We start from the raw sequence: 24,358 nt of genomic DNA on the forward strand, positions 1-24,358 counted from the left end.
AAGGCCAAAGTTGGCACTTGTGACGATCGCTACCATGATGAATCCCCTGTCGCACGGCCCCAAGCCGCACCCTTCAGAGAACTAATCGAACAATCAAAGGTTGCGTTTAGACCAAATCTGTGGATAAGTCGAAAAGGGAGCAATTATTTCGCTGTGCGCCATCACGAAGGGCGGTCTTTCTGCAACGGCATAGTCCAATTCCTCGAAACGTTTACGTTCGAGGCAGACACACACAAAGAGCGGCCTAATGACGGCCGCCCTCTCTACCCGTGCGCGCGAGGCCTGTGAAAAGTGTGCGTTTGGTTTGTGCTGCTTCCAAGAGCGAAATCCGTTAACTTACTGCGCGGCGATATTGACCTCGTCTTCGGCAGTCCACAGACCGCTCATCTTCCACTGCTGTTCCAGCACGCCTGGACCGTAGGTCTTGGAGCCGCCCAGCGTCTCGGCGATGGCTTGCAGGCGCGCGCCTTCTTCCAGGTTCACGATGGTGTTGGCCAAAGCCAGGATGCCCTTGCGGCCCCAGACGGTCGAGCCGCCATTGGCTTCCAGGATGGCGAAGTGGCTCTTATCCTCTTCCAGGCGCTCCAGAATGTAGTTGGCCTCGCCCTGGCGGCGGTCGATATAGACCGGCAGTTCGCGGATGCGCGTCCAGCGCTGGACAGGAACATAAGAGATTTTCAGCGCGCGGTGGGCCTGCGACCAGGCGCCGAGATAGACAGAATGGACGTGGCTGACGGTCGTTATGTCGTCGTGCTTGCGAAAGATCGGCAGGTAGCGGCCGCCACCGCCGGCATTCTTCGCTTCGCCGTAGACGAGGTTGTTGTCGAAGTCATAGACAGCCGGCTTCAACTCGGCGTCGGGGGCGAACGGACCGGGATAGCCGATCGAGACGATCAGCTGTTCGCCGGGGACACGCTCGACGAAATTGACCGTGCCGGCCGGCGAGATGGTGTGGGTATCGCGTAAGGCCCGGAACGCAGTTGCGGCGTCGTTCTTGACCTGTTCGACGAAGGCGAGGACGGTTTCAGACAGTTGGGTCATGGGAGACTCCTTTCAATTATTCGGCTGCAATGGACAGGCTGGCCTGACGGCCACGGACGAGCGGCAGGACTTCTTCGCCGACGCGGTAGGCTTCTTCGAGGTGCGGCGTACCGGCCAGGATGAAGCCATCGGCGCCGAGGGCGATCAGTTCATCGAGGCGTTCGGCGCACTGTTCGTACGACCCGACAATGCCGAGCGCCGGCCCGCCGCGCAGCAGCGAGAAGCCGGTCCACAGGTTGGGCCCGATGATCAGGTCGTCATAGTGTTTGGCATCGGACGCCTTGAACGCGGCCTGGCGCGCGGCGCCGACCGAGTCCGAAGCCTGACGGAAACTGTCCGACCGTTTATGCGCCGTGGCTTCGAAGCCGGCTTTGGCGTCGGCCCAGGCCTCCTCTTCGGTAGGCCGCGCGATCAGGTCGACGCGGATCGAGCATTTGATGCGGCGGCCCAACGCGTCGGTCTTTTCCTTGACGGCAGCGAACTTGGCTTTGAGCTGTTCGAACGGTTCGAGCCAGGTGAGATAGAAGTCGGCGTGCTTCGAAGCCGAAGCCAGCGCGGCATCCGACGATCCCGAGAAGTAGATTTCCGGCAGATCGGTGGCGGCCAATGCGGGCGGAAGCGTGCCGCCTTCGACGGAATAAAAACGGCCATCGTAGCTGAACGGGCCGTCTTTCCAGACGCCTTTCAGGATATCGAGAAATTCGGTCGTGCGGCCATAGCGGTCGTCATGGGCAAAGCTGTCGCCCCACCACAGCTGCGACGGCCCGCCACCACCGGTGATGATGTTGAACAGCGCCCTGCCGCCCGTCGCGCGTTGCAGAGACGCGGTCAGACGCGCCGTTTCGACCGGATTGATAAAGCCCGGCTGGAAGGCGATCATGAAGCGGAAGGTCTTGGTCTCGCGCGCCAGATGCGAAGAGATCACCCACGGATCGTCGGTCATCGGGAAGCTGGGGATCAACCCTCCATGAAAACCGGAAATTTCCGCGGCCTTGGCGATCTGGGCGACGTGGTCGATATAGGTCGTGCCGTCGGACACCCCCTCATAGAGGCCGGGCGCTTGATTGCCTTCTTTCAGGGGAACCCAATCGCCGCGCGACAGGTCGGGATTGCGGACGGATGACGAGCAGCCGTGGGTCGGCAGACGCCAGAAGAAGTCGATTTGGGAAGACATATTGTGTTCCTTCCTTAAGCCGCTTGGCGTTGAGATTGACGCACCAACGGCAGGACGTGCTCGCCGATGCGGTAGGCGGTTTCAAGGCTATTGGGAGCAAAGAGGATGAAGCGGTCGGCGCCAAGACGCGCCAGTTCGGATGCAACGCCGGCAAAGTCGCCGGCCAGGGTATCGGCGTCCTCGCTGAAACTCGCGCGTTCGGCATCGAGACGCGCGCGGGCGGCATCGTCGTGGGTGAAGACTCGCGCCTTGACGGCGATTCGGACCGTGCGGCTGTGTTCGGCGGCCTGGGCCTTCAAGGTCGCGACGCGGTCTTCGAGATCGTAGGTGCCGAGCGCGAAGACATGGACATCGGCGTGTTTGGCGGAGAGTATGAGTGCTTCGTCGCTGTCGCCCGACAGGGTGATTTCCGGCAGGTCGAGGCCGCTCAACGGGCCGCCGAAACCGCCATTGAGCACTTCGAAGAAGCGCCCCTTGAAGGTGAAATCGGCTTGACTGGCAACGCCTTTCGAGACTGTCAGGAATTCTTCGAGACGGGCGGCCAGGTCCGCGTCATTAACGAAATCGCCTAGCGCGCGGCGGGCGGCGCCGTCGGCATTGCTCGCCAGCGCCCAGCCAAGGCGATTGCCGCTGTAACGCTGGAAGGTCACGGCCTGCTTGGCGGCATAGACGGCCGAGCCCAGGCCGGGGCTGAAGTCGATGACCAGTTTCGGGCGGCGAACTTCGCGGGCGATAGCGCCGGCGACGATCCACGCCGATTCGCCTTCGGCATCGTAGGGGATGCTCAGGCCATCGAAACCAGCCATTTCGGCGGCGCGGGCAATCTGGCTCAGATAGTCGAAATTGTTGAACTGGTTACGACGCAGGTCGCGGATGGTGGCATTCGGCGTCGGACGTGTATTGCGGCTAAGTTGGTCAAACGCGCCCGAGCGATTGTCGCCGCCAGTCGGTAATTGCCAATAGAATTCGGTCATAGGAACCTCACGCGATTTCAAGCGATGGCAGGGAAAGGGGTTGAGCAAGGGCTACCTTCAACGGCGCTTCGACAATCCAATCGGCGACGTCGATTGGCGCACTGATCAGGCTGTGACGGCGCAGGAAGTCGGCCTGGTTCTGGAAGGCGGCAATGCGTTCTGCCGACAGGCTGACATCGAAGCTATGGGCTAGTTTGTCGCCATCGCCCTGACGGACAGCGTCGGCCGTGGTGTTGGTCGCGGCCGCGACGATGTCAGCAACCCGGTACGGATTGGCCTTAGCCCAGTCGGAGGCATAGTTCAGCACCTGAAGGTACAAGGCGACCAGCTCCGGCTTGTCGTCGAGGAAGTGACGGTGGACGGTGATCGGACGCGGCGTGCCATTGTTGATACGCAGCGCCAAATCTTCGAGCGTGTTGAGATCGAGCACGACCTCAAGGCCATGCTTTTCCTTCAGCGCCACGGCGGGCGCGCCCTTGGCATAGATGACGTCGACCTCGCCGCTCAGTAGCGCATCCTCGCTGGCCTGTGACCAGGTCCCTCCGCGGCGTTGACCGTTCCAGTTGACCTCAGGCGCGACCAGATCCTTCAGGACCACGTCGCCGAGAGTCAGCCCGGTCAGTTTCAGCGCCGTGTCGTAACCCCGCAGGGCCATGGCGCGCCAGATATCGACGGCGCCCGGCGCATTGGACAGGCCGAGCACCTTGCCGGCCAGTTTCTCCGGTGACAGGTTCGCCCCCGGCCGGGCTAACAGCAATTGCACCTCATCAACCCAGGTCAGGCCAACGACCACCGTGTGATCAAAGCCCTTGTTGGACAGGTTGCGCGCACGATTCCAGAAAGCCGGAACATTTCCACCTTCCCGGAATAACGTCTTCAGTTCGTGATGGAAATGCTGGGCGCGCAGGTTCGGATCATTGGTGTCCTGAAGCGTATGGACCTGGTAGTTGCGTTTGGCGAAGACGTCGGCGAACCAGCGCTGATTGAGGCCGATAGCGGTCGCAGTCGGCACCGGGCAACGGGTGATCCACAGGGTATCGGCGGGAACAAGCGGGGGAAACAGGCTCATTCGGATTCTCCTTGGAACTGGCCTTGATGGATGAAGGTATGCAGGGGGCGACGGGCCGACGGTGTTTCCTGCGCATGGAAGGTTTCGGGCAGATCGCTTAGGCCTGCGCGCCGGCCGATCGTAACGGCGACGTGGACGGCGTGGGTGTTCGGCAGGTTCAGGACGATGGGCGCCGCCTTATGGTCAAACCCGCCGATGGCGCGGGTGGCGTAGCCCAGCAGATGCGCCTGATGGGCAAAGGCCGACCAGGCCGCGCCGGCGTCAAAGGCGTGGCTGTGGACCTGAACGGTCTGGCCGTTGAAGACGAAATCCTTGCGCGACAGGACGAAGATGATCGCCGACGCCTTGTGCGCCCAACTGCGGTTCTTTTCATTGAGCAGACCAAGCAGCCTGCCGAAATCCTCGCTGTCGCGGTGGGCATAGACGAAGCGCACCGGCTGGGCGTTAAAGCCCGACGGCGCCCAGCGCGCGGCTTCGAAACAGGTCAGGAGATCGGTGTCGGGGATCGGCTCGCCCGTCAAGGCGCGCGACGACCAGCGTTCAACAAAGGACGGATGGACGGGGTGTTCGGAGCGGCGGGCATTATCGGCGGTATCGAAGCTCATTGGTCCTGGTCCTTGCGCAAGGGTACGACGGAGCTGGCCTCGACTGGCGGGTTGGTCAGTTCGGCCAGTATCTCGTCCTTAAGGCGGTGCAGGACGGGCGAAGCGCGATCGCGCGGATGGCTGAGACCGACATCAACGGTGTGGACGATGCGGCCGGGATTGGCCTGCATGACGACGACGCGATCGCCGAGATAGATGGCCTCTTCGACATCGTGGGTGATCATGATCATGGTCGCGCCACTGCTGAGCCAGATGCGTTGCAGCTCGGTCTGGAGGTGGACACGCGTCAGGGCATCCAGGGCGCCGAACGGCTCATCCAGCAGCAGAACCTTGGGCTCATTGACCAGGGCGCGGGCGATGGCCGCGCGTTGCGCCATGCCGCCGGACAGCTGGTGCGGCCAGGCCTTCTCGAAGCCCTTGAGACCGACCAGGGCGATATGTTCGGCGACCAGCTTGGCCTTGGCAGCCTTGGACAGCGGCCGGTTGGTCAGGGCCAGGGCAACGTTCTGTTCCAGCGTCATCCACGGGAACAGGCGGTGATCCTGAAAGACCAGGCCGCGTTCCAGCGATGTGCCGGCGACGCGCTGGCCATCGAGCGTAATGACGCCCTCATAGCTGTCGTCGAGCCCGGCGATCAGGCGCAGCAGGGTCGATTTTCCGCAGCCCGACGGGCCGACGATCGAGACGAACTCGCCCGGATTGATGTTGAGGTCGAAACCCGAGAGCACTTTCAGTTCGCGGTCCTTGAACTGGAACTGCTTGCGGATGCCCTTGAGCGTCAGGGAACCGGTCGGCTTGGTCGAGGCGGTCAGTGTTGCAGGAGATACGTAGTCCATGGGTTAGGTCCTCACGGAGCGCCAGGCCAAGAGGCGCTGGCTGAGTTGGCGGATAAGCGTGTTGAGCAGGATGCCGGTCAGGCCGACGAACAGGACGCAGACGACGACGATGTCGAGGCGCGCCTGGAGCTGGGCCGACTGCATCAACGAGCCGAGGCCGAAGCCCGAAGCGAAGAGCAGTTCGACGCCGATGGTCGAAATCCAGGTGAAGGCCAGGGCCTGAAACAGGCCCGTAAAGATGGACAGCAGGGCCGCGGGCCAACGCACCTTCCAGAAGGATTGCCAGGGTGTCAGGCGGTAGACGCGGCTGACGTCAAGCAAGGACGTGTCCGCCTGCTTCAGGCCTTCGAAGGTGAACAGCACTGTTGGATAAAAGGCCGACAGGGCGACGATGATCAGCTTGGAGCCGTCGCCCGAACCAAACCACAGGCCGATGAGCGGCAGCCAGCCCAGGATCGGCACCTGGCGGAAGCTGTTATAGATCGGCTGCAGCGCCCATTCGACCGGCTTGAACAGCCCCATCAGGGCGCCGACTGTGGTGCCCAGAATGCCACCGATAAACAGGCCCGAAAAGGCGCGGGTGATACTGGCGGCATAGGCGCCGGTCAGTTCACCGGAGCTGAAGGTTTCACGCAGGGCGCCGACGATCTGGGCCAGCGAGACGTAGATATGGGCATTGGTGCCTCCTTGTTTCGCCTGATGATCCCACCACAGCAGGAACAGGACCGGCGGGATCAGGCCGAGCAACCAGACGAGATTTTGCGTTTTCAGGATTTTCATGACGGCCTCACGCGGCTTTCCAGCGCAGGGCGTGCGCTTGGATGAGCTGGAACAGGCGGTCGAGCCCGAAGCCGATGACACCAGCGACGATGACCCCGACCATGACGATATCGAGCCGGAACATCTGGCGGCCCATCTCCATCATCTGGCCCAGCCCCGAATCCGCGACGATCAGTTCGGCGGCGACCAGGACCAGCCAGGCCCGCGTCAGGCTGAGGCGCGCGCCGGCCAGGATGTTCGGCAGGGTCGCCGGGATCAGGATGCGGCCAACCAGCACCCACCACGGCGTCTTGTAGAGCGCCGCGACCTCGAAATGGCTCTTCGGCAGGCCCTTGATGCTGTCATAGGCGGCCAAAGCGACCGGGAAGAAGGCGGCCTTGGCGATGATGACGACCTTGAAGACCTCATCGATGCCCAGCAGCAGGATAAGCATGGGAATGAAGGCCAGAACCGGCACCTGACGCAAAGCCTGGAAGGTCGGCCCGAAGATGCGTTCGACCGTCTTGGACAGCGCCAAGGCGACGCCGAAGGCCAGGCCAAAGGTGGCGCCGAAGCCGAAGCCCCAGCCCAAGCGTGTCAGGCTTTCCGACAGGTGGCGTTGCAGCTCGCCGCTGGCGATGATCTCACCGAAGGCGGCAACGACCGCCGCTGGCGACACCAGCACTTCAGGCGGGAAGAGTTTGAGCGCGGTGACGACCTGCCAGAGCAGCAGCAAGGCCACGGGCGAACCGATCGACAGGATCAGGCGCAACCGCCCCCTCTCCCCGCTTTGGCTGCCGCCGAGGCCGGGGAGAGGGCTAGGGTGAGGGGCATTTTTACGTGTGACCTGCCCCTCACCCGGCCCTGTCGGGCCACCCTCTGCCCGTATTGCCTGCCGGCGAGGCCGGGGAGAGGGAAAGAGCGCATCGAGCTTAATCATGAGCAGCTCCCTTGATGACGAAATAGAGGACGGCGGCGGCCAGCCACAGGACAGGCAGCCACAGGAGATAGACGGTCTGGATGGCGACGATCTTGGAGACAAAGCCACCGGCCAGCGCGCCAAGGCTGGAGCCCGTCATCGAAGACAGGTTGTAGAGGCCGGAAATCTTCGACTTTTCGCCGGGGTAATCGCTGAGCAGGCGCATATTGACGAGGTGGACCAGGGCCGAGGCGGCGCTGAGCAGGACCGCGCCCAGGGCCAGTTGCCAGAAGCCGGAGGCCGTGCCGAGCAGGACCAGTGCTGCGGTCGCCAGCACCAGCCCGCCGCCATAGGCCCACCACTTGTTCAACCCCTGCGTCAGACGACCGGCGCCGAACAGGGCCAGGACGGTCGTCGCGCCATGGAACAGCATGATGTGCACGCCGTCTTCCTTGGTCAGGCCGTGGACCTGGGCGGCGACGATGATGACAAAGGCGCCGAACAAGGAGCCCGTCGCCGACGAGATGAACTCGATCAGGCAGGATTCCGACACATTGCGGTTGCGCAGGAGGGTGCGGGCTTCGTCATAGATATGACCGGCGGTCAGGCCCTTTTGCGGGGGCGCGGCCTCATCGGTGAAGAAGTAGAGCGAGCCGACCGCCATGATGGCAAACAGGGCGGCAATGACGACAAAGGCCCAGACGTAGTTGACGTTAGCGACCAGGACGGTGGCCAGGGCCGGACCGATCAGGGCCAGACCCGCCGTCAGCGCGCCGCGATACCAGCCGGCCTTGCCGACGCCGATGCGGTGCAGTTGCGCCAGGAAGGTCGAATTCATCGACACGATGCGGAAGGGAATGCACAGGCCAATCGACAGCCGCGCCGCGGCCAGGGCGATCCAGTGGCCGGCAAACGGCATCAACAGGTTGGCGATCAGCGGTCCGGTCGAGGCGACGGCATAGACGCGGCGGGCGCCGAAGCGGGCGATGACGAAACCCGCCGGTACGGTGACCAGCACCATGCCAATCGATTCCATCGCCATGATCAGGCCAATCTGGAAGGCGTCGGCGCCGATCGACAAGGCGAAGAACTGGGTCACCACCTTGCCAAGGCCGATCGACACGCCGCTGATCAGGGCCAGGGTCGTGAAGCCGGCCAGAAAGCTCCATGGCGACGGTTCGGCCCGGGTCGGCGCAACTATAACTTCAGGGGTGGCGGGATCGGCGCTCATACCGCTGTCACCGGGGTTTCCTTCCAGAAACCCTTCAGGCCCAGGTGATCGAGGCCGGCATTGATAAAGCGCGGATCGACAAAGTCGCGCGTCGCCACCTGGTTCTGCACCAGCTTGTTGGCGAAGGTGTATTTCGACACGTCGTCGAAGTGGCTGACAAAGCCCTGGTCGATAATCGGCGAGAAGTTGTCGCGCCACTCTCCGCCCTTATTGGCCAGGTCGCGTTCGACCACCGAGGTCGGATTGTTGCCGCGCGAGGCCAGCTCCAGATAGGCCTGGCGGTTTTCCGGCAGGGCCGCCCAATGTGCCGCCTTGATATAGGCGTTGACCACATTCTGGGTCAGCTCGGGCTGTTCATCGGTAAAGGCCGTGCGGGCAAAGATGCCGGTGCGCATCTTCCAGTCGGGATTGGACGTCGTCGACCAGATGATCTTGCCGGCGCCCTTGTCCTCTTGGAGGATGGCTTCGGACAGGGTAAAGACGGCATCGACCTTGCCCGCCGCCAGGGCCGAATAGGCCGCCTGAGGGTTCAGGTTATATATCTTGAAGTCTTCGAGCTTGAGCCCTTTGGAATCGAGCAGCTTGGCGAGCGTCAGTTCCCACGGCCGGCCGCGATGGATGGCCAGCGACTTGCCCTTCAGGTCCTCGATCGAGGTGGCATTCAGGCCATTGCGCACGATGAGATAGGCATTGTTGCCCGGCCCTGATGAGGTAATGGCGCGGATATCGACGCCGCCCGACTTGGCGATCAGCGCCGGGAAGTCGCCATAGCCAGCGAAGTCGATGCGCTTGGCAGCGAAGCTTTCGTTGATCAAGGGCCCGCCGACCGCCGTCGACACCGGGAAGAAGGCCAGCTTCACGCCCTTGTCGGCCAGGGTCTTTTCCAGCCAGCCCTGTTCGATGACGACCTGGGTCAGGCCGTTATAGGTCTGCTTGCCCTGATAGGGATAGGAGATGGAGGCGATGGTCACGGTCTGCGGCAGGGTGGACGCTGGCTTGCCAGCGCCCCCCTTCTTTTCGCAGGCAGTCAGCGCCGCCGCAGTGCCCATCAGGCCCGTGATAAAGGTACGTCTGAGCATGGGATATTCTCCTTAGAACTTGGCCGACAGAGTCAGGCCGTAGGTCAGCGGCTCGCCATAGGTGGTCAGGCGGGCGCCCTGCTGGGTGCCGAAGGTCAGGATCTTGTAGGTTTCGTCGGTCAGGTTGCGGACATAGGCCGAGACCTCGTAGCGCTCACCGAAGGCGGCCGTGACGCGGGCATTGCCGAGCGCATAACCCTTTTGCTTCTGGTACTGGCTGACCAGGTAGTCGAGCTTGGATGGATCGCTTTCCTGGGCGTTGACCGTGAACCACTGATCGGTGCGGTAGCTCCAGTCGGTTTGCAGCGTCACGTCGCCGAAGCTTGTCGGGATGCGGTATTCCAGCGCCACCGTCCCTGAGAAGTCCGGCGCGCGGGTGAACTCATTGCCCTTGCCAAACAAAAGGCCGGTGTTCGGATTGTTGGGGATAAAGTCTTCGGTATATTCGGTCTTGAGCGTGCCCAGCGCCGCATCGATGCGGAAATTGGGCGTCGGCCGCGCCGAGATGTCGAGCTCAAGCCCCTTCGACCAGCCCTTTGCGTTGATCAGGCGGGCGGCGAACGAGGTGGTGCCTGCCGTGACGACGGGCACGCCCTGCACCAGGACCTGAGCCTTCTTGTAGTCATAGTAGAAGGCCGACAGGTTGACGCGCAGCTTCTTGTCCCACCATTGCGACTTGAAGCCGCCTTCGTAGGAGAAGAGGTCCTCGGGCTCGATGCCGTTGGCGTCGAACTGGTTGGCCTGCGTGGCGCTGGCCTGGAAAGTGCCTGAACGGAAGCCGCGCGCGTGCTTGGCGTAGACCAGGAAGTCTTCGGAGACCTTGTATTGCGGGGTGATGTCCCAGGTCCAGCGGTTCCAGGTCTTGGACGGTTCCGCCACGAACGGCGTGTACGGCGTCGAGGACGTCACCGAAGAGCGGAGCCACCATTGGCCGGTATTGATGAAGGTGATCAGCGGGCGCGCGGTGGTCGGCGCCGTGGCCGGATCAACCGTGTTGAGGCGACGGTTGGCCGCCTCCCCTACCCCGTTCAGGATGTCGATCTTCGCGTCGCGCTGTTCCGACGTGTAGCGCAGGCCGCCGGTCAGCGAGAACTTGTCCGTCGCGTTCCAGGTCCCCGAACCAAACAAAGCGTAGGATTTGGCGACCTGTTCGTACTGGACGTTCTGGAAATAGGTGTGGCGCCAACGTTGCGCGCCCGTGCCACGGTCGAGATAGGCCGTCGTCTGGATGGTCGCGGTTGACGCGTCAGAGGAGAAGTCTTCGTAGAAGTAGTGGAAGCCGGCGATCCAGTCGAAGACGCCTTCCTTGGGCGATGTGACGCGGAATTCCTGAGTGAACTGGCGGCTTTCGATATCGCTGTAGGATCGCGAGCCTTCAAATGCGGTGAAGTCACCGTCGGACTTCGACACCTGGCGGCCATTGTCGGCAGCGGTGATCGAGGTAAAGGTATAGCCCGCGCGATCCCAGTTGAGTGTCAGGGTCGCGCCCGTCTGGTCGGTCTTGGATGAGCCATCGACATTGGACGACCCGATGCTTGGGGCATCCGTCGCGGCATTGCCGTAGTCGTCAGACGGCGCCGAAGCCCCCTTTGTCGTCACGTTGTCCGGATAGGCCGGCTCGATGTAGCGGGCGATCGGCGTGCCATCCGAACTGCGGGCGCGGAAAGAGAGTAGCGCTTCGAAGTCGTCATTGGGACGATAGAGCAGTTGGAAGCGCCCGGCATTGTCGCTGATCTTGCCGAAATCGTCTTCGCCAGTGATTTTGTTCGTGGCGATACCGCCGCGCTTTTCGGTCGAGAACGACAGACGCGCCGCCAGCTTGTCCGACAGCGGGCCGGTTACCGCACCCTGGGCATTATAGCTCTCGAAATTGCCGATGCCGGCGCGGGCAAAGCCGCCGGTCTGAAACTGGGGTTTCCGAGAAATATAGTGGATCGCGCCGCCGACCGTATTCTTGCCCCACAGCGTGCCTTGCGGGCCGCGCAGGACTTCGACGCGGTCGAGGTCGAAGGCCGGGAAGGCCTGGAACCACGGCGCGTTGAGATAGACTTCGTCGATATAGACGCCGACCGGGTTGACGACATTGGCGCCGGGGTCATTCGAGCCGATGCCGCGGATGAACCAGCGCGGACGGTTGCGCGATTCGGTCTGGGCGGCCGAGGCGTTCGGGATGAAACGGACGACATCGCCGGCCGAGCGGATTTCCTGGCGTTCCAGGGCGGCACCCGACACGACGCTGAGGGCCGTGGGGACCTTTTGCGCGCTTTCGGAGCGCTTGTTGGCCGTGACGATGACGGTCTCGACGGAACCAGCCTTGTCGTTGCGGCGCAGTTCCGCCTCTTCGGCGGCCTGGCGGGTGATCGACTGATCGTCGGCCGCGGCACTGGCGGCTGCCGCGACGACATCCGCCGCAAAGGCAGGCGACGTGAGGGTAAGCAGGGTCGTCGAGGCAAGCAGGAGCGCTCGCCGTCCGGGGAGGAAGGAGGTCATTTTGTCTTTTTCTTGGGTAAGGGTTTTACTGCGCGGCGATCGCCGGCTCGAGCTGCTCTATCGCCTTGTACGACACCCATTCGCGGGCATCGAAGTCGGACCTCAGGAAGCCGTGGCGGAACAGGAAGTCCTTGAAATCGCTCAGGGCGTCAATCGATTCCACATTGAGGAAGGTGTCGAGGTTCTGGTGGACGTTTTCGCCGTAGGCGGCGCGGACGAGGTCTGGGAAGCTCGACGTCTCACGGGCGATGAAGCTATGGGTTTCGGCCGGATGCTTACGCGCCCATTCGCCCGCTTCGACGATGCGCTTGAGGAAGCGGGCAACGATGTCCGGGCGGGCGTCGAGCAGGTCCTGATCGACCGTCAGGGTACGCGGCGCGCCATTATTGATGCGCACCTTCGGATCCGGATGGAAGCCGATGTCGGTGACGATATGGGCCGCCAGGGCGCGAGCGACTTCGACGCCGTAGACGCCCTTGACGAAGATGGCATCGACTTCACCGTTCAGCAGGGCGCGGATCTCGGCCTGATAGCCCGAGCGGCGGCGAATGCGCTGACCCGAGGCGTCAACATCGCTGCCACCCTGGTTTTGCGGGGCCGCGATAACATCGACCAGTTCGACGTCCTTGAGCGCCAGGCCTTCCAGTTCGAGCACCTTGTCATAGGCGCGAAGAGCGGTAGCGCGGTTGAAATCGATCGAGCCGGGATTGACCGGCAGGGCCAGGCGGCGATCCTTCAGGTCCTTCGGCGTTTCGATGCCCGAGCCCGGCAGGGTGATGACCAGGAGAGACTCATCGGTCCAGTTCAGGCCGATGACGCGCGTCTGGCGGCCATTGGCCCGCGCCCAGATCGCTGGGATATTACCACCTTGACGGAAGGAATTACTCAGCGTGTGATCGAAGTGCGATTCCTTGATCGCCGGGTCGAGGCTTTCCTGCAGGGATTTCAGTTCCAGCCCTTCGGCAGCGAACTCATCACGGAAATAGCCGAGCTGGACAGCGAGACCCAGCGGCGTCGGCACCGGGCAACGGGTATACCAGAGATTGGGCAGGTTATGGGGCGTGCTCATGGCGGGGCCTTTCGAAGCATGAGGGGGAGCTTTCACGCGTCTCGAATGGAGACTACGCAGCTTCGGGAAATGGGTGAGACTGTGACGGCGACCCCGTGGTCCAGCCTGTCAATAGCTGCGCTTCGTATGTGCGTTAGCGCGACATCAAAACTCTATAAACTTGGTGGTGATTTTACAATGTAGAAATTCTTACCTATCGAGTAGGAGTTAGCTATTTTCTGCCACGCGACATGGATCCAGTCGTTTGTTCTCACCGGGCACCGTCCAGGGTAGCGCGCCCCTTGGCGTTCTTCCGCCAACCTCGGCCGTCACTTTTAAAAGGCCGATCGTACTGGTTTTGGAATCGCGCCGGCGCGGCGGCTATTGGCGCGCCCATTTGACGGGCTTGCGCCCCATCACGACTTCCAGGCGTCCGCCTTTCATAATGTCGGCCTGACGGATGAAGGCGCGGTCAAGCGGCGCGCCGTTCAGGGTCGCCTTCTGGATATAGATCGCGTCCGGGCCGCTGTTACGCGCCAGGATCTCGAAGGTCTTGCCGTTCTCAAGGTGGATGTCGGTGCGTGGCTGGCGCGGTCCGTGGATGTAGAACAGGTCGCTGCCCAGCTTCGGGAAAAGCCCGATGCGGTTGAAGACATAGTGCGAGCTCATGGCGCCATTGTCCTCGTCGCCCGGATAGGCGTTTGCCGTGAAGCGGCGGAAAATCTGGTCCGCCCAGTAGGCGGACAGGTCCGGCCGGCCGACCTCATGGAACAGCCAGGGCGTCGAGAAGGAGGGCTCGTTGGTAATGTCGATGAGGTTGGCCGACAGGGCGTGCTCCAGCCGCTTGCGGAACATGTCCGGGCCGCCCATGGCCGCGATCATGCCCGGAATATCGTGCAGGATCTGGTAGGAATAGACCCAGGCCGTGCCTTCGTAAAAACCGACATTGTCGTAGGTGACCCCGTCCCAGCCAATCTTCGGGTCGAGGTCCTGGAACGCACCGTCGGCGTATTTGGGAATGATGAAGCCGCTGAAGCCGTCACTGGCGGCGTCAGGGTTCCACACCTTGCGCCAGTTTTTCGAACGCTCCATCAGGAACGCCTGGGCGTCCGCCTGACCGACCTTGCCAGCGACCTGGGCGGCGAAGTAGTCGTTCAGCGCGAAACCGATCGTCGACGAGCCCGATTTGGCCCGTTGGTTGTTCGGTTCCGGGCTGCGATCCCCGACCGCGAAATAACCGTCGACCAGATAGCGCGGACGGCGGCGTTCAAGCGCGTTGAACTGCACGACCTTCCATGCCGCCTGCCAGTCCACGCCCTCGACGCCGCGCAGCAGGCCCTCACCGATGACATTGTCCACCTCGTCGCCGCCCTGGCCGACATGATAGTTGCGGCCGGCGATGATGGCGGTATCGGCTGCGCCGAACTTGTCGAAGGTGTGGACGATCGAAGCGATGTTGGCAGCATATGCCTTCGGCTTGATCAGGGACAGCAGCGGGAATTCCGTCCGGTAGGTGTCCCAGAGCGTATAGTAGTCATCCCAGTTCGGTGCATGCAGTTCGGAATCCGGCTGGTCGACGCTGCGGTCGCGCGGCTGGATCGCCGTGTGGTAGAGAGCGGTATAGAAACGGCGCTGATCGCCTTCCGGCACGCCAGCAATCTCGATCCGGCCGAGTTCCGCATTCCACTTCGATCGCGCCGACTGTTGGACCGCATTGAAATCCCAGTCTGGAATGTCGCGGTCGAGCAGCGCCTGGGCGCGCTCGGCGCTGGTAAAGGAGACCGCGACCTTCATCAGTACGGGCTTGTCAGGCGCCGCCGCGAACGACCACCAGGCGCCGAGACGCTCGTCCGGACCGCTCTTTCCAGTCGTTGCCCCCTCCAGGACCTCGCCGTTCTTGAACACGCCCCACGCCTGAGGCTTGGTATCGATCTGGCCGACGAACCAGATATCGACCTTGGCCGGGTTCCAGTAGCCCTTGGCCTTGACCCTACCGACGATCCGGCCTTCGGCGGGATAGAGGGTGACCTCGGCATTGTCGCTGGCCGTGACGCCCAGGATCTTACGCGTGATATCGAAGACGACGTTGGCTTGGTCGGTCTTCGGGTAGGTCAGGCGATAGAGGGCGGCATGGTGCGCCGGCGTCACCTCCACGCGGGTATCGTAACGCGTCAATCTAACGGAATAGAGGTCGGCGGCCGCGCGCTCCTCGGCCTTCGGCGACAGGTGCGACGCTTCGTCGAACTCGGGCCGGCCGACCTGCGGCGAAACGAGGAATGTGCCATAGGTGGTGACACCGCCCGACCCTTGCGTATGCAGCTGCGCGAATCCGCTGATGTCCGCCTGCGGGTCGTAACCGGCATTGCTGCCCTTCACGGTCTGCGGGCTGGGGTGGATCGAGCCGTGCGGCAGTGCCGGACCGGGCACTGTATCGCCTTCGTTATTGTTGCCTACGCCGACCATCGGATCGACATAGGTGTAGAGCGGACCTTGCGCCGCGCCGGCGGGCGTGACGGCCAGGGCGAACAGGCCAGAAACAAACAGGGCTGAAGCGAACATCACGGCGGATTTCATGGTCTTGTTCCTGAGACGCGGCCGGTGCGAACGGCCCGCGGAAATTCGGATGGCAACGCCGGGCAGCGTTACCGGCTTATGCCTTGCCCCGGTGGGACTTGGCGTAGACGTCGAAGGCGACAGCGGCGACGATGATCAGGCCGATCACCACCTGCTGGAAGTAGGACGAGACGTGCATGATCACGAGGCCGTTCGACAGCACGCCGATCAGGAGCGCGCCGATCAGGGTGCCGCGGATGCTGCCGGAGCCGCCGGACAGGCTGGCGCCGCCGATGACGACGGAGGCGATGACGCGCAGCTCGTAATTTACCCCGGCGACGGCTTCGGCGGAGCCCAGCCGCGCCGCCAGCAGAAACCCGGACAGGCCGGCCAGGACACCGACGATGACATAGACACTGACGATGACGGCCTTGACGTCCACGCCGGACAGGCGGGCGGCCTCGGCATTGCCGCCGACAGCGTAGACCTGACGGCCATATCGCGTATGACGCAGGACGATGTGCCCTAAAAGCGCGACCACGGCGAAGATGATGACCGGCACCGGTACGCCCAGCACATTGCCGGTCCCCCACCAGCGAAAGCCGTCATCGAAGCCCGATATGGGCCCGCCGTCGTTGAGGATCAGCGTGGCTCCACGCCAGACGGTCATTCCGCCCAGGGTGACGATAAAGGCGGGCACCTTGAGCCAGGTCACGCATTTGCCGTGCAGAAACCCCGCCGCCAGGCCGATCAGCGACGCAACGCCGAGCCCGGTCAGCCATTCGGGAACGGCGCCTCCCAGGTGCTGGATGATCCAGGCCGCGGCAATGGCGGCAAAGGCCAGGAGCGAGCCCACGGCAAGGTCGACGCCCGCCGTCAGGATGACGAAGGTCATGCCGACCGCGATCACGCCGTAGATCGACACCTCGGTCAGGATGTTCACGGCGTTACGGACCGAGAGAAACCGCGGGTTCCAGGCGGCGAAGACGGCGATCAGCAGCAGCAGGAACAGCGTGGTGCCCCAGGTGCGCAGAAAACCCACCGTGTCAAAAGGCGGTCGGTCGGTCGATGCGGTCATAATTGTCTTTCCTGTTTCATGCGGCCCGGCCGGTCGCCATGAGGCCCATGAGTGTTTCTTCGTCGGCGGCGCTGCCTTTGACGGTCCCCGCGACCCGTCCCTCGCGGAAGACAACGATGCGGTCGCTCACCGCCATGACCTCGGGCAATTCCGAGGAGACGACGATCACGCCGACGCCGGTCGCCGCCATGTCGAACAGGACCTGGTGAACATCGGCCTTGGCGCCGACGTCGATGCCGCGCGTCGGCTCGTCGACGATCAGTATCTTCGGGGATAGCGCCATGCAGCGCGCCAGCAGCACCTTCTGCTGGTTGCCTCCGGACAGGGTGGAAATCGCCACGCCGTCGTGCGCCATCCGGATATTCAGTCGCTTGCGATAGTCCTCGACCAGCCGCCGTTCCGCTCCCTCGTCCACGAATATGCCCCAGCGTGACAGCCGCCTGAGGCTGGGCAGGGACAGGTTGTGGCGGATGGAGTGATCGAGGAAGCAGCCCTGCTGCTTGCGGTCTTCGGGCACCAGCGCGATGCCCTCCCTCAGGCCGTCGCAGGGCGAAACCAGCTGAAGCTTGCGGCCGTCCATCCGTACGGCGCCCGTGTCCATGCGATCGGCGCCGAACAGTATCCTGACCAGGTCGGTACGCCCGGCCCCGACCAGCCCGGCAAGGCCGACGATTTCACCGGCGCGCACCTCGAACCCGATATCGTGCAGCGAAGTCCCCCTCGCCTCATGCCGGCCGCGCCGGCGGCTGACGCCTTCGACGCTGAGCAGCACCTCGCCGGCAAGGGTGTGGGCCGGCCGCTTCAGGAACTCGACGTCGCGGCCCACCATCAGGCGGATCATGCCGTCTATGCCGATGTCCGCGACCCGGCCCGTGGCGACGAACCGGCCGTCGCGCAGGACGGTGTAGGCGTCGCAAATGCTCTTCACCTCTTTCAGGCGGTGCGTGACATAGATGACCGACACCCCCCGGCCCTTCAGTTCGCGGATGATCCGATGCAGGATGTCGACCTCGCGCGGGCTGAGCGCGGCCGTCGGCTCGTCCATCACGATCAGCCTGGCCTGGATCGTCATGGCGCGGGCGATTTCGACCATCTGCTGGTCGGCGACATTCAGCCGGCTGACCTCGATATCAGGGTCGAGGTCCAGCCCCAGGTCGGTCAGGATGGCCTGAGCATCGGCGCGCATCCGCTTCTGGTCGATCAGTCCAAAGCGTAACGGCTCGCGGCCGAGATACATGTTCTCAGCGACGGTCAGAAAGGGCTGGAGATTGAACTCCTGGTAGATGGTGACTATGCCGGCCGCCTGGCGCTGGAACGGCGTATCGCCCGGCCGCAATACCTTGTCCTGGAAGGTCAGCGTGCCAGCGTCGCAGGCCTGCGCTCCCGCCAGGATCTTCAGGAGGGTCGACTTGCCGGCGCCGTTTTCCCCGAGCAACGCGTGCACCTCGCCGGCTTCGACGGACAGGCGCGCACCATCCAGCGCCAGCACGCCGGGGAAGCGCTTGGACACATCCTGTATCGCCAGCAAAGCCATGACCGTCGCCTCTCCCGATCCGCGCGCTATTTGACTTCGGAAATGCGCGAGGCCGCGGCCAGGTTATCCTTGGTGATCAGGACGGGCGTCAGGCTCCTGGACTGTATTGCTTCCTGGCGTTTCAGATGGCCGACGACGGCGCGCAGGGCGGTGCGAACCTGCTCACCCGGATTTTGTTCGACGGTCGCGGCCATTTCACCGGCCTTGATACGCGCCAGGGCTTCGGGGATGGCGTCGAAGCCCAGAACCTGGACGCGCTTGCCGGAAATGCCGGCGCTGTGAATGGCTTCGAGCGCGCCCATGGCCATGTCGTCGTTGAGACAGAGGATCACGTCCGGCTGGGTCTGCCCCATGGAGGTCAGGATGTTCTGCGTGACGCTGAGGGCCTGGTCGCGCTTCGAATTGCCGGTCTGCTCGGCGACGATGCGGAAGGCCGCGCCGCCGGCTTTCAGTCCCTCATGCACGCCCTTGACACGCTCGATCGACGACGAACTGCCGGGGTCATTGGTGATGATGGCCACCCTGGCCCCTTGCGGGTAGGTCCTGACGACCCAGTCCGCCATGGCGCGGCCGCCGGCGACATTATCGGCCCCGAAATGCGGGACCGGCGTCCTGGCGCCGGAAATCTGCCGGTCGACCGACACGACGGTCACACCGTCCTGGACAAGCGCATCGGCGGCGGAGGCCAGCGCGCGCGAGTCGGTCGGCGCGACGATCACGGCCCTGATGCCCTGGATCCGCGCCGCTTCGAGGTCCGATACCTGCTTGGAGGAATTGTTCTGGCCGTCCAGAACCTGGACCTTCACGCCCAACTGCTTCGCCTCGTCCTCCAGCTCGCGGCGCATGGCCACGAAGAAGGGCTGCGACAGGTCGCTGAAGCTGACCACAACCGTATTGGCATCCGGCGCCGGGGCCGCGGAACAGCCCGAAAGCAGATGAACTCCCAGCATGGCGCTGGCCCACAGCAGCGTGCGGCGGTTGAATGGCATTTTATTCTCTCCCGGTGGACAAACTTAAAATTGTTCGACCAATTGTTAGATTTCTTATAATTGGAATTTTTATTCCAAGTCAATCTTGCCGATGATCAGCTCATGGTCGGAATAACGAAGCTTTGATCGGTGACGACATCGCCCCGGGGCCATTTCTGCGTGACAGTCTTGACCCGGGTATAGAAGCGCACGCCGTCCATGCCGTATTGGTTCAGGTCACCGAAACCCGAGCGCTTCCATCCACCGAAACTGTGATAAGCGACCGGCACCGGGATGGGCACATTGATGCCGACCATCCCCACCTCGACCCGGCTGGCGAAGTCGCGCGCCGCCTCGCCATTGCGCGTGAAGATGGCGACGCCATTGCCGTAGGCGTGGCGGCTCGGCAGTTGAATGGCCTCGTCCAAAGTCCGCGCCCGAACCATCTGCAGCACGGGACCGAATATCTCGTCCTGATAGGACTTCATGTGCGGCTTGACGTAATCGAAGAGCGTTGGCCCCAGGAAATAGCCGCCTTCGGACCCTTGCAGGCTGAAGCCCCGGCCATCCAGCACCAACTCGGCGCCTTCATCGACCCCCATCTGGATATAGTCCTCGATACGCGCCTTGTGCGCCGCCGAGACGACCGGGCCGAAGTGCGCTTCCGCGTCGGTGGATACGCCGACGCGCAGCGCCTCAGCGGCGGCGACCAGCCGTGGACGCAGGGCTTCGGCGGTCTTGTCCCCCACCGGAACGACGACGGGCAGGGCCATGCAGCGCTCGCCCGCCGATCCGTAGGCCGCGCCCATGATATCCGCCACGGCCTGATCGAGATCCGCGTCCGGCAAGACAATGCCGTGGTTCTTTGCGCCGCCCATGCATTGCATGCGCTTACCCGAGGCCGCGCCCTTCTGGTATACGTACTGTGCGATATCCGACGAGCCGACGAAGCTGACGGCCCGGATGTCCGGATGGTCGAGGATGGCGTCGACCGCCACCTTGTCGCCCTGGACCACATTCAAAACACCCTCCGGCAGACCGGCCTCGATCAGCAGCTCGGCCAGGCGCACCGGCACGCTGGGATCACGCTCCGAAGGTTTCAGGATGAAGGCGTTGCCGCACGCCAGCGCCGGGGCCAGCATCCATAGCGGGATCATGGCGGGGAAGTTGAACGGCGTGATGCCGGCCACCACGCCCAGGGGCTGGCGCATGGAATAGACGTCTATGCCCGGGCCCGCGCCTTCGGTGTATTCCCCCTTGAGGAGGTGCGGGATGCCGCAGGCGAATTCGACGACGTCGAGGCCGCGCTGGATGTCCCCCTTCGCATCGGAAATCACCTTGCCGTGCTCGGACGCCAGCAGGTGCGCCAACGGCTCCATGTCCCGTTCCAGCAGGCGCTTGAATTCAAACAGGACCCGCGCGCGCCGCTGCGGATTGATCGCCGCCCATGCCGGCTGGGCCTTACGCGCCGAGGCAACCGCGGCCGCCACGACAGAGGCTTCGCCGAGCTCGACCTGGGCCTGCGTCAGACCGGTATTGGGATCGAAGACTTTTCCGAGCCGTGAACCGTCCACAGACTGCCGTCGACCGTCGATGAAATGTGCAACCTGGCGCATCGGAATCCCCATTCTATTTTCGGAATGATTATTTCATAATATTGCCATTTGCAATAATTGTTTTATATCTGGCCTGCCCATTGAGGCGGCGAGACTGCGCGTCAGAATGACCGGAAACCGGGACAGTACAGGGACAAATCAGATGAAAAGACGCACCACGACGGCGCTCGCCGGCCTGATTGGCGCCGGCCTCCTTCTTGCACCGGCAGGGGCGCAGGCGGCCGACGCCGTACTGTTCGACGGCGCGAACGTGGCCAATGTCATCTATGATTCCCACGGGGCCGGGCGCACCGTCAGGCTCGCAGCCGAGTTGCTGGCGAAGGACCTGACGACCCTAAGCGGCCAGGCATCGACCGCGTCAGGCCGCACCGCCGACTGCCGGAACACCTGCGTCGTCATCGGGCTGCACACAGCGCCGCTGGTCCAAAAGCTGGCGCGGTCGAACAATGAAGATCTTTCAGGCCTGGCCGGCCAATGGGAGATCTATCGCCGCTTCGTCGTGCGCGACAAGGACAAGACCTATGTCGTCATCGCAGGTTCCGACCGGCGCGGCGCGGTTTATGGCGCCGTCGACCTGTCACGGCAGCTGGGCGTATCGCCCTGGGAATGGTGGGCCGACGTGACGACCGCGCGTCACGACCGCCTGGCGCTGAACGATACCCCGCTAACCTCAAAGGCGCCGTCGGTGCAGTATCGCGGGATATTCCTGAATGATGAGGACTGGGGGCTTACGCCCTGGGCCGCCAAGACCTACGACCCGAAAACCGGCAATATCGGCCCCAAAACCTATGCAAAGATCTACGAGCTGATGTGGCGCCTCAAGGCCAACACGGTCTGGCCGGCCATGCACACCATTTCCACGCCCTTCTATGGCATCAAGGAAAACCCTGTCGTCGCCGACGACTACGCCATCGTGGTGGGCACCTCGCACGCCGAACCCATGATGCGCAACAATCTGCGGGAATGGGACGAGCACAGCCGGGGCGCCTTCGATTTTACGAAGAACCGGACGGCGATCCTGGACTACTGGCGGCAGCGGGTCGGCCAGGGCAAGGCGTTCGAAAACATCTATACCGTCGGCCTGAGGGGCATCCACGACGGGCCGATGCAGGGCGCCGGCACCATGGCCGAGCGCCAGGCCATCCTGCAGAACGTCATCGGGCTGCAACGCGAAATTCTGGGCACCACCTATATGAGGCCCGCGAAGACAATCCCGCAGGTCTATGTCGCCTATCACGAGCTTCAGGAAGCCTACGACGCCGGCCTGCGCATTCCCGAAGACGTCACCCTCATGTGGGCTGACGACAACTATGGCTATATCCGCCGCTTCAGCACGCCGGACGAGATGAAGCGATCCGGCGGATCGGGCGTCTATTATCACCTGTCCTACTGGGGCCGGCCGCACGACTATCTGTGGCTCGGCACCACCCACCCCTATCTCATTCACGAACAAATGGGCCGCGCCTGGGACCTGAACGCGCGCCGGATGTGGATCGCCAATGCCGGCGACATCAAGCCGATCGAATACCTGACGCAGTACTTCCTCGACCTGGCGTTCGACGCCGACCGCTTCAAGGAAGCCCCCAGGGCGCACCTCACCGCCTTCATGGCGGACATTTTCGGTCCCTCCCAGGCCGGGGATATCGCCGACGTCATGATGGACTATTACGACCTGGCGTTTGAACGGAAGCCGGAGTTCATGGGCTTCGGACAGACCGAATGGGTGACCCAGAACCGGCACAGCGACTTTGTCCGCGGCGACGGCGAGGAAGCCCAGGCGCGCATCGCCGCCTACGAACGGCTTACGGCGCGCGCCGAAGCCCTGGCGGCGCGGATGCCCGAGGCGCGCAAGGATGCCTTTTTCGAACTGGTCCTGTATCCCGTTCGCGCGAGCTCGGCCCTCAACCAGCGGATCCTGAAACTTGACCTGGCCGATCTTTATGCCGGACAGGACCGCGCCAGTGCGAACCTGTATGTCGACGAGGCGAAAAGCGCGCATCAAAGTCTTGTCCAGGATACCGCCACCTATAATACCCTGGCGGGCGGCAAGTGGCGCGAAATGATGGACATGGCGCCGCGCCGCCTGCCGGTCTTTGACCAGCCCCTCTGGCCGCAATGGTCGCAATCCGCAAAGGACGGGTGCGAACTCGCCGTCACCGGGCAATGGTTCAACGACAACAATACGCTGCCCTTCGTCGCCGGACAGCCGCAGAGCCGGCCGGTCACCGTCTATACACACCGGCCGAAGTCCCTCACCTGGGAAACGCGCCAGAACGTCCCAGGATTTACGCTGTCGCAAACCTCCGGCCGGCTGGACACCGCCGACCGGTATGAAGCCCGGCTGACCCTGAACTACGACGGCACGGCCAAGGCCGGCGATTACACCGTTCCCGTGCAATGCGGCGACACGGTCCTGCCCATCTATATCCGCGTGCTGCCGGCCTTGCCCGCGGGCATGCCCACGGAAAACAACCGGATCGTCACCATCCCCGCCACGGCCGGCACCACGGGGAAGGATTGGCAAACCATAGCCGGATTGGGGAGCATGGGGGCCGCGCTTCGTGCCCGCCTGGACCTTCCGTCCACGCAGGCTAATGCCAGCGCGCTGCCGGATCCGGCAGTCTATGACTTCGCTACGTCGACCGATGTCGGCGCGGTCATGCGGATCATCGCGCTTCCAACCCATGCCCTAAGCCCGGACAAGGGCGTGCGCATCGCTTTCCAGCTCGACGACACGCCGCTGCAAATCGTTGACCTTGCAACCCTGGGGCGGAGCGATGTGTGGCGGAACAATGTCCTGACCAATACGGCGATCGCGACCATATCGCTGAAGCACCTGTCTTCCGGCAAGCACCAGCTCAAGGTCTACCCGCTGGACCCCGGCGTCATGCTGGACCGGGTCGAGATCGACCTCGATCGCGCTCCGGCCCATTATGGCCCTTATACTTTGCGAACACCCTCCCCGTAACAGCCTTAGGTAAACCGGAACCGCCAAAGAGGCCTTACCACTTTTGACAGCACCTATTTATAGTGTGTGCTTGGCGCCGAAAACACGTGCACTTCCGACGAAATTGGCCTGAACTGTTGTGATTTGGTAACATAATTCTCCGAAACACATCCCGGCCAAGCCTCAAGGCGGCGGGTAAAAAAGGCGATATTTTCACAATATAATCATGCTGTTAACGTTTGCGCGGCGTGAGATTTGCTGCCTAAATAATGTCTTTTTCAAATATAACATGAAATGAAAATATCATCCCATATATAATGTGGAATTGACATTTCACATGCTGGCTTTTACTCTCTTTATGTCGTCAGAGTCCGGACCAATCACGGCTCTGCGACCAAAACAACAGGACATCCGTTCTGAAATCAGGGGCCAGTATG

Annotated in this window: 18 protein-coding genes; 1 reads left to right on the forward strand and 17 read right to left on the reverse strand. The window is 63.0% G+C overall.

What is annotated here, in order from left to right; translation table 11 throughout:
- Positions 1 to 336: 336 nt before the first annotated feature.
- From J2X24_RS08425 to J2X24_RS08505, 17 genes are all read right to left on the reverse strand, one after another.
- Complete coding sequence (locus J2X24_RS08425; RefSeq protein WP_209719547.1) at positions 337 to 1,041, reverse strand: class II aldolase/adducin family protein; 705 nt, start codon at positions 1,039 to 1,041, stop codon at positions 337 to 339.
- Between the two features lie 16 nt (positions 1,042 to 1,057).
- The gene (locus J2X24_RS08430) at positions 1,058 to 2,215 is read right to left on the reverse strand and encodes an LLM class flavin-dependent oxidoreductase (protein WP_209719549.1); all 1,158 of its coding nucleotides are present in this window, start codon (positions 2,213 to 2,215) and stop codon (positions 1,058 to 1,060) included.
- A 14-nt stretch (positions 2,216 to 2,229) separates the two neighbouring features.
- On the reverse strand, positions 2,230 to 3,189 hold the full coding sequence (locus tag J2X24_RS08435) for an LLM class flavin-dependent oxidoreductase (RefSeq protein ID WP_209719552.1): 960 nt from the start codon (positions 3,187 to 3,189) through the stop codon (positions 2,230 to 2,232).
- 7 nt (positions 3,190 to 3,196) lie between these two features.
- The gene (locus tag J2X24_RS08440) at positions 3,197 to 4,258 is read right to left on the reverse strand and encodes an ABC transporter substrate-binding protein (protein ID WP_209719555.1); all 1,062 of its coding nucleotides are present in this window, start codon (positions 4,256 to 4,258) and stop codon (positions 3,197 to 3,199) included.
- The gene (locus tag J2X24_RS08445; RefSeq protein ID WP_209719558.1) at positions 4,255 to 4,863 is read right to left on the reverse strand and encodes a nitroreductase family protein; all 609 of its coding nucleotides are present in this window, start codon (positions 4,861 to 4,863) and stop codon (positions 4,255 to 4,257) included. Before J2X24_RS08445 ends, J2X24_RS08440 begins: the two co-directional genes overlap by 4 nt.
- Positions 4,860 to 5,699 carry an ABC transporter ATP-binding protein gene (locus J2X24_RS08450; RefSeq protein WP_209719561.1) on the reverse strand — a complete coding sequence of 280 codons (840 nt, stop codon included), beginning with the start codon at positions 5,697 to 5,699 and terminating at the stop codon, positions 4,860 to 4,862. The genes J2X24_RS08445 and J2X24_RS08450 overlap by 4 nt, the downstream gene beginning before the upstream one ends.
- Before the next feature lie 3 nt (positions 5,700 to 5,702).
- Positions 5,703 to 6,479 (reverse strand): ABC transporter permease, encoded by a 777-nt coding sequence (locus J2X24_RS08455; RefSeq protein WP_209719564.1) that lies wholly within the window; start codon positions 6,477 to 6,479, stop codon positions 5,703 to 5,705.
- A 7-nt stretch (positions 6,480 to 6,486) separates the two neighbouring features.
- Positions 6,487 to 7,230, reverse strand: coding sequence for an ABC transporter permease (locus J2X24_RS08460; protein ID WP_209719567.1), 744 nt, complete (start codon positions 7,228 to 7,230; stop codon positions 6,487 to 6,489).
- Between the two features lie 160 nt (positions 7,231 to 7,390).
- Entirely contained in the window at positions 7,391 to 8,608 is a 1,218-nt protein-coding gene (locus J2X24_RS08465) for an MFS transporter (RefSeq protein ID WP_209719571.1), read from the reverse strand.
- A complete protein-coding gene (locus J2X24_RS08470) occupies positions 8,605 to 9,687 on the reverse strand; it encodes an ABC transporter substrate-binding protein (RefSeq protein ID WP_209719573.1) in 1,083 nt (360 codons plus the stop codon). Before J2X24_RS08470 ends, J2X24_RS08465 begins: the two co-directional genes overlap by 4 nt.
- Before the next feature lie 12 nt (positions 9,688 to 9,699).
- The gene (locus tag J2X24_RS08475; RefSeq protein WP_209719575.1) at positions 9,700 to 12,177 is read right to left on the reverse strand and encodes a TonB-dependent receptor; all 2,478 of its coding nucleotides are present in this window, start codon (positions 12,175 to 12,177) and stop codon (positions 9,700 to 9,702) included.
- Positions 12,178 to 12,202: 25 nt separating this feature from the next.
- Entirely contained in the window at positions 12,203 to 13,246 is a 1,044-nt protein-coding gene (locus J2X24_RS08480; protein WP_209719578.1) for an ABC transporter substrate-binding protein, read from the reverse strand.
- A 360-nt stretch (positions 13,247 to 13,606) separates the two neighbouring features.
- Positions 13,607 to 15,799, reverse strand: coding sequence for a GH92 family glycosyl hydrolase (locus J2X24_RS08485; protein ID WP_209719582.1), 2,193 nt, complete (start codon positions 15,797 to 15,799; stop codon positions 13,607 to 13,609).
- Between the two features lie 76 nt (positions 15,800 to 15,875).
- Positions 15,876 to 16,856, reverse strand: a complete 981-nt coding sequence (locus tag J2X24_RS08490; RefSeq protein WP_209719585.1) for an ABC transporter permease — start codon at positions 16,854 to 16,856, stop codon at positions 15,876 to 15,878.
- 16 nt (positions 16,857 to 16,872) lie between these two features.
- Positions 16,873 to 18,390 (reverse strand): sugar ABC transporter ATP-binding protein, encoded by a 1,518-nt coding sequence (locus J2X24_RS08495; protein WP_209719587.1) that lies wholly within the window; start codon positions 18,388 to 18,390, stop codon positions 16,873 to 16,875.
- A 26-nt stretch (positions 18,391 to 18,416) separates the two neighbouring features.
- Positions 18,417 to 19,379, reverse strand: coding sequence for a substrate-binding domain-containing protein (locus J2X24_RS08500; protein ID WP_209719590.1), 963 nt, complete (start codon positions 19,377 to 19,379; stop codon positions 18,417 to 18,419).
- A 95-nt stretch (positions 19,380 to 19,474) separates the two neighbouring features.
- Positions 19,475 to 20,974 carry a CoA-acylating methylmalonate-semialdehyde dehydrogenase gene (locus tag J2X24_RS08505; RefSeq protein WP_209719593.1) on the reverse strand — a complete coding sequence of 500 codons (1,500 nt, stop codon included), beginning with the start codon at positions 20,972 to 20,974 and terminating at the stop codon, positions 19,475 to 19,477.
- Between the two features lie 142 nt (positions 20,975 to 21,116).
- Here J2X24_RS08505 and J2X24_RS08510 point away from each other — a divergent pair, with 142 nt between their 5' ends.
- Complete coding sequence (locus J2X24_RS08510) at positions 21,117 to 23,942, forward strand: glycosyl hydrolase 115 family protein (RefSeq protein WP_209719596.1); 2,826 nt, start codon at positions 21,117 to 21,119, stop codon at positions 23,940 to 23,942.
- Positions 23,943 to 24,358: the final 416 nt, after the last annotated feature.

Source organism: Asticcacaulis solisilvae, from assembly GCF_017875235.1.
Taxonomy (GTDB): Bacteria; Pseudomonadota; Alphaproteobacteria; order Caulobacterales; family Caulobacteraceae; genus Asticcacaulis; species Asticcacaulis solisilvae_A.

Bases quoted from the DNA above. Each gene is read 5' to 3' on its own strand.
- J2X24_RS08425 (WP_209719547.1), bottom strand. From the start codon at position 1,041: ATGACCCAACTGTCTGAAACCGTCCTCGCCTTCGTCGAACAGGTCAAG.
- J2X24_RS08430 (WP_209719549.1), bottom strand. From the start codon at position 2,215: ATGTCTTCCCAAATCGACTTCTTCTGGCGTCTGCCGACCCACGGCTGC.
- J2X24_RS08435 (WP_209719552.1), bottom strand. From the start codon at position 3,189: ATGACCGAATTCTATTGGCAATTACCGACTGGCGGCGACAATCGCTCG.
- J2X24_RS08440 (WP_209719555.1), bottom strand. From the start codon at position 4,258: ATGAGCCTGTTTCCCCCGCTTGTTCCCGCCGATACCCTGTGGATCACC.
- J2X24_RS08445 (WP_209719558.1), bottom strand. From the start codon at position 4,863: ATGAGCTTCGATACCGCCGATAATGCCCGCCGCTCCGAACACCCCGTC.
- J2X24_RS08450 (WP_209719561.1), bottom strand. From the start codon at position 5,699: ATGGACTACGTATCTCCTGCAACACTGACCGCCTCGACCAAGCCGACC.
- J2X24_RS08455 (WP_209719564.1), bottom strand. From the start codon at position 6,479: ATGAAAATCCTGAAAACGCAAAATCTCGTCTGGTTGCTCGGCCTGATC.
- J2X24_RS08465 (WP_209719571.1), bottom strand. From the start codon at position 8,608: ATGAGCGCCGATCCCGCCACCCCTGAAGTTATAGTTGCGCCGACCCGG.
- J2X24_RS08470 (WP_209719573.1), bottom strand. From the start codon at position 9,687: ATGCTCAGACGTACCTTTATCACGGGCCTGATGGGCACTGCGGCGGCG.
- J2X24_RS08475 (WP_209719575.1), bottom strand. From the start codon at position 12,177: ATGACCTCCTTCCTCCCCGGACGGCGAGCGCTCCTGCTTGCCTCGACG.
- J2X24_RS08480 (WP_209719578.1), bottom strand. From the start codon at position 13,246: ATGAGCACGCCCCATAACCTGCCCAATCTCTGGTATACCCGTTGCCCG.
- J2X24_RS08485 (WP_209719582.1), bottom strand. From the start codon at position 15,799: ATGAAATCCGCCGTGATGTTCGCTTCAGCCCTGTTTGTTTCTGGCCTG.
- J2X24_RS08490 (WP_209719585.1), bottom strand. From the start codon at position 16,856: ATGACCGCATCGACCGACCGACCGCCTTTTGACACGGTGGGTTTTCTG.
- J2X24_RS08495 (WP_209719587.1), bottom strand. From the start codon at position 18,390: ATGGCTTTGCTGGCGATACAGGATGTGTCCAAGCGCTTCCCCGGCGTG.
- J2X24_RS08500 (WP_209719590.1), bottom strand. From the start codon at position 19,379: ATGCCATTCAACCGCCGCACGCTGCTGTGGGCCAGCGCCATGCTGGGA.
- J2X24_RS08505 (WP_209719593.1), bottom strand. From the start codon at position 20,974: ATGCGCCAGGTTGCACATTTCATCGACGGTCGACGGCAGTCTGTGGAC.
- J2X24_RS08510 (WP_209719596.1), top strand. From the start codon at position 21,117: ATGAAAAGACGCACCACGACGGCGCTCGCCGGCCTGATTGGCGCCGGC.